Consider the following 10,216-nt stretch of genomic DNA (forward strand, 5'->3'; position numbering starts at 1 on the left):
ACGTTATGACAAAAACGATCCCTAGCCAATCATCAAGCCTTGATGATTGGCTTTGTTATTTAGAGAGTGTTCACCCAGCGAATATCGCCATGGGATTAGAACGCGTTACTACGGTTGCCAATAATGTTGGCCTGTTAACCTCATCCAGTAAAATTATCCTGATTGCTGGCACCAACGGTAAAGGCACCACGGCGCGCTGCCTAGAGTCACTGCTGCTGGCACAAGGCTACAGTGTGGGTACTTACGCTTCACCTCATTTAATCCATTATAACGAGCGCGTGCGCGTTAATGGGCAAGAGCTGAGTGATCAATACCATATTGACGCCTTTCATTTACTGGAGCAGGGCCGCAAAGACACTCCACTGACCTATTTTGAATACGGCACGTTAGGTGCACTGGCTATTTTTAAACGCTGTGAGGTTGATTACATCTTATTAGAGGTGGGCTTAGGCGGGCGCTATGATGCCACTAATATTGTTACCCCTTTTGCCAGTGTGATTACCACCATAGATTTAGATCATAAAGAGTATCTAGGTGATACCCGAGAATTGGTCGCTTATGATAAAGCCGGTATTTTTCGCAGCAATACCCCAGCAATTATTGGTGATTTGGCTATTCCGCATACCATGACCGATTACGGCAACGAAATTAATACGCCAATGACGTTATCGGGACGTGACTTTACTTTTACAGAGCATACAGACTCATTTAGCTGGCATTATAAAGAGCATAATCTGCGCTTTGATAAGCCGGCAATACCGAGTCAAAACGCCGCAACCGCATTAACCACACTCAGTGTGTTAAATTTACTGCCAAGTGAGTCGGTGATCAGACAGTGCTTAGCTGACTTAGTGGTTGAAGGGCGCTTTCAGCAATTAAGTACTCAACCATTAGTCTATACCGATGTGGCACATAACCCTGAGTCTGCGCGTTATTTAGCAAATAAGTTATCCAGCTATAAAGATAAAGGCTTTAAAATTCATGCGTTAGCCGCTATGCTTGCTGATAAAGATAAAACTGGTGTGCTTAAAGAGGTAAGTCATTTAGTGCATGAGTGGTCATTAGCAAGCTTAGATGGCCCACGTGGAGATAGCGCGACTAACTTACTAAATGCACTACAAAGCATACCGCATAATAATATCAAGCATAGTTATGATAGCGTAGCACACGCACTCAATGTAATTTTACCAAAACAACAAAACGACACTGTTTTGATAATATTTGGTTCATTTTTTACCGTGGCTGCTGCTATTAATTACTTTAAAAAATAGAGAGAATGTCGGTGAACTCAAGTTTTATAAATCGCTTAGTCGGAACAAGTATTGTCGTGATTGCAGCCATCGTGTTTATACCTAATATACTTGATGGCGAAAAAGTACATTACAAAGAAGGCTTTAAAGCGATCCCTGAACGACCTGAGTTCAAAACCATCGACCTCCAACAAGCAATCAATACCAAAGTAGCCGATGCTGAGCCGCTACAACAAGACGTCATTGAAGATATTCAAGCCGATGATGCCGAGTTTGAGCAGCAAATAAGCACAACTGAAAGTGACTTTGTAGCAGAGCAAGCTGTGGTTGAGGCGACTATAACGCCACCTGTCATGGAAAAAGCAGTGGTGGCTGAGCCAATTAAAGCCCGTCAGCCTGAAGAAAACTTAACCAGCATGGCGTTTGTTATCCAGTTGGGGAGTTTTTCACATGCGGCAAATGTAAAAGCATTAAAAGCAAAGCTGCAAGCCAATGGCTTTAAAGTATTTACTAAGCCGGTAAAAACGCCCAATGGCACCTTAACTAAGGTGTTTGTTGGGCCCTCGCTGAATAAAGATGAATTACAAGCGCAGCTCCCCGCGCTTAAAAAGCTCACCAAACTTAATGGTAAAGTCACCCAATTTGAAGTGACCAAATAACCACAATGAGTAGCATTAGCGAGGTTTAGCGACCCACTCGTGGGTTGCTTTTACGTCACGTATTAATGACTGCAATGAATTTAATTTATTGCTAAAAATGACCGTTTTCAGCACTGAGTTATCTCCCGCTTAAACTTGCATATCATCAAGGTTTAGGTATAGAATGCGCCCCAAATTAGCGACTAATTGGTTCTTATGATCTGGGTTGATTACGCCATTATTGGCATTATTGCACTGTCTACCGTCATCGGTTTAATACGCGGCTTTGTTAAAGAAGCAATGTCATTGGCTGTATGGGCGGGCGCATTCATCATCTCTAGTTTGTTCTACCAATATTTAGCTTCCTTCCTAACAACCATTTCTGAACCCCTTTTAAGAAATGCAGCGGCCATTGCCATACTCTTCTTTGCGACGCTATTGTTAGGCGGTTTACTAAACTACATTTTAGGTGAATTGGTACACCGTACCGGCCTATCTGGCACCGACCGTGTTTTCGGCATAGTCTTTGGTGCTCTTCGTGGCGTGTTGGTCGTGAGCGCGTTACTTTTCTTTCTTGATGCTTTTACCGGGGCACCGAATACGAACTGGTGGAGCAACTCTAATTTGATTCCAGAATTTGGCTTTGTTGTTGAGTGGTTTTTTTCTTACCTTGAAAACAATTCGAGCTTTTTAAATTCAGTAAACCGTTAATCGGCGAGGATAAATTACATGTGTGGTATCGTTGGAATAGTCGGAACATCGCCAGTCAATCAGGCGATTTATGATGGCTTAACTGTTTTGCAGCATCGCGGCCAAGACGCCGCTGGTATAATTACCATAGATAACAATACGTTTAGCTTACGCAAAGCAAATGGTCTAGTGAGGGATGTGTTTCACACTCGCCATATGAAACGACTACAGGGAACCATAGGCATAGGCCATGTGCGTTACCCTACAGCTGGCTCGTCTAGCTCATCAGAGGCGCAGCCATTTTATGTAAACTCTCCTTTTGGTATTGCATTAGCACATAATGGCAACCTAACAAACGCAGCCGAGTTAAAAGAGCAGTTATTTTCTGAGGCGCGACGCCATGTAAATACCACCTCAGATTCAGAAGTATTACTGAATATTTTTGCCCATGAGTTAAGTAAGTCAAATAAGCTGCAACTTGATGCAAAAGATATTTTTACTGCTATTACCGAAGTTAATCATAAAGTAAACGGTGGCTACGCTGCCATAGCCATGATTATCGGCCACGGCGTGGTGGCGTTTCGCGATCCTAACGGTATTCGCCCATTGGTATTTGGTAAACGCGAAAGCGGCAAAGGTACTGAGTACATGTTTGCTTCAGAAAGTGTTGCCTTAAAGCAAGATGGCTTTGAGTTTATTCGCGATGTAGCACCAGGTGAAGCCATTTATGTGACAGAAAATGGTGAGTTCCATTCACAAAGCTGCGCCGATAAAGCGTCATACTCGCCGTGTATTTTTGAATTTGTTTATTTTGCACGTCCTGACTCCACCATAGACCGCATTTCGGTATACGCAGCACGCGTTAATATGGGCACTAAATTGGGTGAAAAAATTGCACGCGAGTGGGCCGACAAAGACATCGATGTGGTTATTCCTATTCCTGAAACATCGTGTGATATCGCCCTGGAAATTGCCCGTGTACTAGACTTACCTTACCGTCAAGGCTTTGTTAAAAACCGTTATATTGGCCGTACCTTTATTATGCCGGGTCAAGAGCTGCGTAAAAAGTCAGTACGCCAAAAGTTAAATGCTATCGACCGTGAATTCAAAGGCAAAAATGTGTTACTGGTTGATGACTCTATTGTACGTGGCACAACGTCGGCACAAATTGTTGAAATGGCTAGAGAGTCGGGCGCTAAAAATGTTTACTTTGCATCGGCAGCACCAGAAATTCGCTTTCCGAATGTGTATGGTATTGATATGCCTTCTGCCGCTGAGCTTATTGCCCATGGTCGTGAAGCGGAAGACATCAATGCCAGCATTGGTTCTGATGGTTTGATTTTCCAGTCATTAAAAGACCTAATAGTGGCAGTTGGCCAAGAAAACCCAGAAATCACTAAGTTTGAAACCTCAGTATTTGATGGCGAATATATTACTGGCGACATAGATCAAGATTATCTCAATCACATTGATCAATTGCGTAATGACTCGGCCAAAAGCACGCGTGAAAATGCAATGTCTTCAGGGTTAGAAATTCATAACCAAGAAGAGAATGAAGCAGAATAACATTTAGTTATTATTCGCGAGTTATAAAAAAGGAGCTTATTAGCTCCTTTTTTGTTGAGAAAACAAAGACTACGCCTTATAAAATTAATATTTTAAGTAAACATTGGGCTTACTATACCGTTAGTCCATAAAATCGCCGTAGCGGCTAAAATAATCACCAGTAAAATGAGTCCACAAGTCACCACTGAGCTTGCATAGATAAAGCCACGCTCTTCGGGTATATGCATTAATATCGGCACACCGGTATACAATAAATATACCGAGTAAGCCAAGGCCACCAAGCCGACACACACTACAAACCATAGTTCAGGTAAAAACGCTGCTAAAGCCGACATAAATACCGGTGTTGCGGTATAAGCCGCAAGCTCTAACGACTGCGTAAAAGTAGGGCGAGCGCCAAAAGTTACCCCCATCCAGTGCACTAAATAGGCCAGTGCAAACACACCGCCAATAAGTGCTATGTACATAGCGACAGCAATTAACAGCGCGCTGTCGTGGGTTAAAAATACATCATTACCAGCACCAATACTCCAGCCTAAATAAACTGATGAGTAATAGCCCATCACAGATGGAAACAGTGCTATTAGCAAAATATGCGATAAACTGTAAGTTAAACTTTCATGTCGATTATCAATTGTTTGCCATTCTTCGAGTGGGTGAGCATAGAGCCCCCATAAGTGATTCAGTATCATAGTGCTTACTCCATAAAAGTAACTTATTACTGTTTTAGTTTTTATACTGTTTTATTTTTATACAGTCACTATACAGTTATGGGTCACTTGCCATACAAAGTCAAGTTAACATCGTATTAACGTTTTTCAGAGGCCGTTTTATGGAAAGCAGTATGAATAAATAGTAGGGATAAAGAGTAGGGCTATAACACGGTAATAGCATAATTTCTTCCTGTACAAGCTAAGCTGCACGAGTTGATAAAGTGCAATTGTCACCGTCGGTATATTGCTTTACTTGAGATATTAAACAACGCGAATACATTTTCATGGTAAAATTCTAGCAATGTATATATAGATTGAATTTAATAGCATGTACCAAGAATTACTCCAGCCAATTAGCGCTTTTTTAAAATGCGAAACCCCACAACAGTGGGTTGATGAAGCGGTTAAAAAAGAAAATTTACCCGTCCTATTAATCGATCACTTAATATGTGAGTTAAAGGCGGCGCAAAGTGCTATGTTTTTAATTCGTAAATACGCGGTTGATAAAGACAGTAGTGATGCCTTGCTGGAATGGTTAAAACCGTTTGAAACCTTAATTTATAAGCGTGAAGGTGATTGGCGCGATTTAGCGGCAAAGAATAAGCTCACTAAATCTATCATTCCAAAATCTAACTCGCCGTATGGGCAGGAGTTAATTGATAAAATGGTGATGCTAATAAAAGAAGAGTTACATCATTTTTACCAAGTGCTCGAAATTATGGATGAATATGGCGTGGAGTATAAAAGCATTACGCCGTGCCGTTATGCCAAAGGCATGCTGCGTCATGTAAAAACCTTTGAGCCCAATGCCTTGGTCGATAAACTTATAGTGGGTGCTTACATTGAGGCGCGTTCGTGTGAACGTTTTGCAAAACTGGCACCGCATGTAGATAAGCGTTTAGGTGATTTTTATATATCGCTACTGCGCTCAGAAGCGCGCCATTACCAAGACTATTTAACGCTGGCGCAAGAAATAGCCGACTTTGATATTAGCGAACGAGTGCAATTTTTTGCTGAAAAAGAACGCGAGCTTATTAGCTCAGCAGATGAAGACTTTAAGTTTCATAGCGGTGTTCCGGCGCTCGCGAACGAAGCTTAGTTGCTCACAGCGGCTAATCAATTAGCACGTTTTACTCGTTAAAAGGCGTGCTAATTAACGTTTGCGCCTGTGGAGTAACCACTAAATATGAGCCTTGGCTGTACCAGTCGCCTAATACCGTGCGCGTTAAGGTGTGTTGTTTTACCGTGTAAGTGTGCACATTAGGGCGGTGTGTATGTCCGTGGATCATATTAGTGACGCCGTGCTTAGCAAACGTTGCCAGTACCGCATCCTCCACCACATCAAGTATTTCAAGCGGCTTATCTGCTTGGCTTAGCTTACTTTTTTCTCGCGCATCACGGGCTATTTTTTTACGATACCACAGCGGCATCGCCAACATCAGTTTAGGCCACCACCAACCACGACTTTTACGGCGAAATTTTTGATACTCAACATCTTGAGTGCACATTTCGTCGCCGTGCAAAATCACTGTCGGCGTGCCATACAAATCAATTACTGTTTGTTCATCAAGCAGTGTCATACCTGCCATGGCGGCGTATTTCTCGCGCATTATAAAATCACGGTTACCATGAATAAAATACACTGGCGTTCCACTATCACGCACTGCTTTTAACTGCGCGGCAACGTTGCTACTTAGCTCGGTAATGTAATCATCGCCTACCCATACTTCAAAAAAGTCACCTAAAATATACAGCGCATCAACGTCTTGGTTGAGTATTTTACTGTTCAAAAAGCTAAAAAAAGCGGCGCTAATGTCAGGGCGGTTTTCACTAAGGTGTAAGTCGGCAATAAAGTAAGTTTGGCGAGTCATAATAAAATCTTAAATAAATAACAGCGGGCAAACGCCCGCTTTGTTTCCACAGTATGTGGAATGACGTACTATTAGCTAACAGTCACGTTTTCGATGATCACATCTTCAAGTGGTACGTCTTGATGAAAGCCGTTGCTACCCGTTGCTACGCCTTTAATTTTATTTACCACGTCCATGCCTTCAACTACTTCAGCAAACACACAGTAACCCCAGCCTTGCGAGGTTTCGCTGCTGTGGTTTAAAAAGTCGTTGTTGTTTACGTTAATGAAAAATTGCGCCGTAGCTGAATGTGGATCGGGAGTACGCGCCATTGCTAATGTACCTACTTTATTAGATAGGCCGTTGTTCGCTTCATTTTTAATCGGATCGTTAACGTCTTTTTGTTCCATGCCCGGTGTAAAACCACCGCCTTGAACCATAAAACCATCAATCACGCGGTGAAAAATAGTGCCGTTGTAAAAACCTGAGTTTGCATACTCTAAAAAGTTTTTAACGGTGTTAGGGGCTTCGCTTTCGTGCATTTTAATGGTGATGTCACCAAAGTTTGTGTGTAAAACAACCATGAGATTTCCTGTATCTGGTTTAAATATTGGCGCTATTTTATCGCAGTTAGCGCAGATTAACAAAGTAGATGTTGGCTTTGTTATAAAGCGCTAGAGCAGGGGCTTTTCAAGTGGTAACATAGGCGTTCACGTAACTAGTCAAGGACTCTAAATAAATGGTAAATATATACAACACACTGACACGACAAAAAGAGCAATTTAAACCTATGGTCGATGGCAAAATCGACATGTATGTGTGTGGTATCACCATTTATGATTACTGTCACATTGGCCATGCACGCACCTTTGTTGGCTTTGATGTCATAGTACGTTACTTACGTCATATAGGTTACGACTTAAAATACGTGCGTAATATTACCGATGTTGATGACAAAATAATTAACCGTGCCAATGAAAACGGTGAGTCTATTAACGAGCTTACTGTGCGTATGACTCAAGCAATGCATGAAGACTTTGATAGCTTAAACATGTTACGTCCCGATGTTGAGCCTACAGTAACTGGGCACATGGATGAAATTATTGTGATGGTGGAGCGTTTAATCGCGAAAGGCCACGCTTATGTTGCGGCCGATGGTGATGTATTGTTTGATGTATCTACGTTTGAGCAATACGGTGCATTATCACAGCAAGATCTCTCTATGTTGCAGTCGGGCTCTCGAGTTGAGGTGGCGCAAGATAAAGACGATCCGCTTGATTTCGTATTATGGAAAAAAGCCAAAGCAGGTGAGCCATCGTGGCCATCACCTTGGGGAGCAGGTCGCCCAGGTTGGCACATTGAATGCTCAGCAATGAGCTCACAGCATTTAGGTGAGCATTTTGATATTCATGGTGGTGGCTCTGATTTACAGTTCCCCCATCACGAAAATGAAATTGCGCAGTCGTGCTGTGCAAACAATGGCAAATACGTGAATACCTGGATGCATACCGGAATGGTGCAGGTAAATAAAGAAAAAATGTCTAAATCGTTAGGTAACTTTTTTACCGTACGCGACGTACTGAAACAGTACGATGCCGAATCGGTGCGTTACTTTTTAATTTCGGGGCATTATCGTAGCCAGCTAAATTACTCGCAAGAAAACCTAGCACAAGCACGTTCATCACTTGAGCGTATTTATACCGCGCTGCGCGGTGTTGAGCCAATTGAATGTGAGCTTGAGAACAATGAATTTGTTGCCAAGTTTAGAAAAGCGATGAACGATGACTTTAATACCCCCGAAGCATTACCGGTATTGTTTGAGCTGGCAAAAGAGTTAAACCGCATTAAAGACAGCGATGCCAATCAAGCAGGGCAATTAGCGTATGTATTGCGTAGCTTAGGGGAAGTGTTAGGGGTTGCTCAGCAAGCACCTGAAGCGTTTTTACAAGGCGCGCAAGACAACGACGAAGTGGCCACTATTGAAGCACTGATTGTAAAGCGTAACAATGCGCGTGCCAGTAAAGATTGGGCCGCAGCCGATGAAGCTCGCGATGCACTGAGTGCATTAGGAGTGATTCTGGAAGATTCAGCTGGTAAAACCACGTGGCGTAAAGCATAAACGTTTATAGTAATGAAGGTTAAATTAAAAAGGGTTGCCAAATGGCAACCCTTTTTTAATATTATTGCTAGCACCTAGCACCTAGCACCTAGCACCTAGCACCTAGCACCTAGCACCTAGCTATGATATTTCTCACACGCTTCTAGGGTGTTTTCAATTAAGCTGGCTACGGTCATTGGGCCAACACCACCGGGTACCGGAGTAATAAAATGTGCTTTTTGCTCAGCGGTGGGGTATTCAACGTCACCCACTAATTTTCCAGAGTCTAAACGATTAATACCCACATCAATGACAATAGCGCCTTCTTTTACCCAATCGCCTGGAATAAATTCAGGTTTACCCACGGCCACAACCAATAGATCTGCGCGGCGTACATGGGTTTCTAAGTCTTGAGTAAACTTATGACATACTGTTGTGGTACAACCGGCTAATAATAACTCAAGCGCCATTGGGCGACCTACAATATTAGACGCGCCTACTACCACGGCGTGCATGCCTTTATAACGAACACCAGTAGAGTTAAGTAAAGTGATAATCCCTTTTGGCGTACACGGGCGCAGAGCAGGCATACGCTGTGCTAAGCGGCCAATATTATACGGGTGAAAGCCATCAACATCTTTATGCGGAGTAATGCGCTCAAGAATTTTCTCAGCGTTTAGCCCTGCCGGTAGTGGTAACTGCACTAAAATACCGTCAACTTGTTGATCATTATTAAGCTCATCAATTAGATCTAACAATGCTTGCTCGCTGGTATTAGCGGGTAAATCGAACGATTTAGAAATAAACCCTACTTCTTCACAGGCTTTTCGTTTAGAACCAACATAAACTTGGCTTGCAGGGTCTAACCCTACTAGCACGACGGCAAGGCCGGGTGCACGAAGATTATTTGCTACTCGCTCTGCAACACGTTGTGCAACTGTGCTGCGTACTTGTTTTGCTATTGCTTTACCATCAATGATGTTTGCCGTCATGGGTGACCTTTAATTAGGGTTAATTAACTTGATACTGATACTGTAAAAACGGCATTGCAAAAAATAGGGGTCATAATGCAATAAAGCCAAACACGCTTTATATCAGCCGTTTTTAATATGTGGGCTATTTTCGCAGAAAACCGCTACAGCGCCAAGTCGCTTTTACGTTATAGCACTGTAGATTGAATAAAACAGTTGATATTTCAGCCGGCTATTGCGCTATTTTGAACATAATGGGCTAAAAATGAGCAATTGAATTGTTTTCTTAAAAAAACGTTTGACCTAACCCAGCCAAATCACTATTATGCACCCCGTTGTCAACGAGGTCACTCGTTAGCAATAGTAAGCATCGGCGATTAGCGCAGTTTGGTAGCGCACTTGGTTTGGGTCCAAGGGGTCGCAGGTTCAAATCCTGCATC

The 10,216-nt window shown here is 42.6% G+C and carries 10 protein-coding genes; 6 read left to right on the forward strand and 4 right to left on the reverse strand.

Annotated elements, in window-relative coordinates:
* Positions 1–5: 5 nt before the first annotated feature.
* The 4 genes from folC (at position 6) to purF (ending at position 4,144) form a co-directional block, all read left to right on the forward strand.
* Positions 6–1,271 (forward strand): bifunctional tetrahydrofolate synthase/dihydrofolate synthase, encoded by a 1,266-nt coding sequence (gene folC, locus ABYB02_RS04215; protein WP_372761210.1) that lies wholly within the window; start codon positions 6–8, stop codon positions 1,269–1,271.
* 11 nt (positions 1,272–1,282) lie between these two features.
* Entirely contained in the window at positions 1,283–1,909 is a 627-nt protein-coding gene (locus tag ABYB02_RS04220) for an SPOR domain-containing protein (RefSeq protein ID WP_372761220.1), read from the forward strand.
* A gap of 195 nt (positions 1,910–2,104) precedes the next feature.
* A complete protein-coding gene (locus ABYB02_RS04225; RefSeq protein ID WP_372761211.1) occupies positions 2,105–2,599 on the forward strand; it encodes a CvpA family protein in 495 nt (164 codons plus the stop codon).
* A gap of 18 nt (positions 2,600–2,617) precedes the next feature.
* Positions 2,618–4,144 (forward strand): amidophosphoribosyltransferase, encoded by a 1,527-nt coding sequence (gene purF / locus ABYB02_RS04230; protein ID WP_372761212.1) that lies wholly within the window; start codon positions 2,618–2,620, stop codon positions 4,142–4,144.
* 92 nt (positions 4,145–4,236) lie between these two features.
* On the opposite strand, the gene ABYB02_RS04235 is transcribed toward purF, so the two are convergent.
* On the reverse strand, positions 4,237–4,836 hold the full coding sequence (locus tag ABYB02_RS04235; RefSeq protein ID WP_372761213.1) for a Yip1 family protein: 600 nt from the start codon (positions 4,834–4,836) through the stop codon (positions 4,237–4,239).
* A 349-nt stretch (positions 4,837–5,185) separates the two neighbouring features.
* Between ABYB02_RS04235 and ABYB02_RS04240 the strand changes: the two genes are divergently transcribed.
* Positions 5,186–5,956, forward strand: coding sequence for a tRNA-(ms[2]io[6]A)-hydroxylase (locus tag ABYB02_RS04240; RefSeq protein ID WP_372761214.1), 771 nt, complete (start codon positions 5,186–5,188; stop codon positions 5,954–5,956).
* A gap of 31 nt (positions 5,957–5,987) precedes the next feature.
* Here ABYB02_RS04240 and ABYB02_RS04245 read toward each other — a convergent pair whose 3' ends face one another.
* Both ABYB02_RS04245 and ABYB02_RS04250 read right to left on the reverse strand, forming a co-directional pair.
* Positions 5,988–6,728 (reverse strand): UDP-2,3-diacylglucosamine diphosphatase, encoded by a 741-nt coding sequence (locus ABYB02_RS04245; protein ID WP_372761215.1) that lies wholly within the window; start codon positions 6,726–6,728, stop codon positions 5,988–5,990.
* A 71-nt stretch (positions 6,729–6,799) separates the two neighbouring features.
* A complete protein-coding gene (locus tag ABYB02_RS04250) occupies positions 6,800–7,291 on the reverse strand; it encodes a peptidylprolyl isomerase (RefSeq protein WP_372761216.1) in 492 nt (163 codons plus the stop codon).
* A 155-nt stretch (positions 7,292–7,446) separates the two neighbouring features.
* On the opposite strand from ABYB02_RS04250, the gene cysS reads away from it, so the two are divergent.
* Positions 7,447–8,826: a cysteine--tRNA ligase gene (cysS, locus tag ABYB02_RS04255; RefSeq protein ID WP_372761217.1), complete on the forward strand. Its 1,380-nt coding sequence runs from the start codon at positions 7,447–7,449 to the stop codon at positions 8,824–8,826.
* A 116-nt stretch (positions 8,827–8,942) separates the two neighbouring features.
* Here cysS and folD read toward each other — a convergent pair whose 3' ends face one another.
* Entirely contained in the window at positions 8,943–9,797 is an 855-nt protein-coding gene (gene folD / locus ABYB02_RS04260; RefSeq protein WP_372761218.1) for a bifunctional methylenetetrahydrofolate dehydrogenase/methenyltetrahydrofolate cyclohydrolase FolD, read from the reverse strand.
* Positions 9,798–10,216 lie beyond the last annotated feature (419 nt).

The organism is Pseudoalteromonas sp. (assembly GCF_041613455.1).
Lineage (GTDB): Bacteria > Pseudomonadota > Gammaproteobacteria > Enterobacterales > Alteromonadaceae > Pseudoalteromonas.

Bases quoted from the DNA above. Each gene is read 5' to 3' on its own strand.
- cysS (WP_372761217.1), top strand. From the start codon at position 7,447: ATGGTAAATATATACAACACACTGACACGACAAAAAGAGCAATTTAAA.
- ABYB02_RS04235 (WP_372761213.1), bottom strand. From the start codon at position 4,836: ATGATACTGAATCACTTATGGGGGCTCTATGCTCACCCACTCGAAGAA.
- ABYB02_RS04240 (WP_372761214.1), top strand. From the start codon at position 5,186: ATGTACCAAGAATTACTCCAGCCAATTAGCGCTTTTTTAAAATGCGAA.
- purF (WP_372761212.1), top strand. From the start codon at position 2,618: ATGTGTGGTATCGTTGGAATAGTCGGAACATCGCCAGTCAATCAGGCG.
- ABYB02_RS04225 (WP_372761211.1), top strand. From the start codon at position 2,105: ATGATCTGGGTTGATTACGCCATTATTGGCATTATTGCACTGTCTACC.
- folC (WP_372761210.1), top strand. From the start codon at position 6: ATGACAAAAACGATCCCTAGCCAATCATCAAGCCTTGATGATTGGCTT.
- ABYB02_RS04245 (WP_372761215.1), bottom strand. From the start codon at position 6,728: ATGACTCGCCAAACTTACTTTATTGCCGACTTACACCTTAGTGAAAAC.
- ABYB02_RS04250 (WP_372761216.1), bottom strand. From the start codon at position 7,291: ATGGTTGTTTTACACACAAACTTTGGTGACATCACCATTAAAATGCAC.
- folD (WP_372761218.1), bottom strand. From the start codon at position 9,797: ATGACGGCAAACATCATTGATGGTAAAGCAATAGCAAAACAAGTACGC.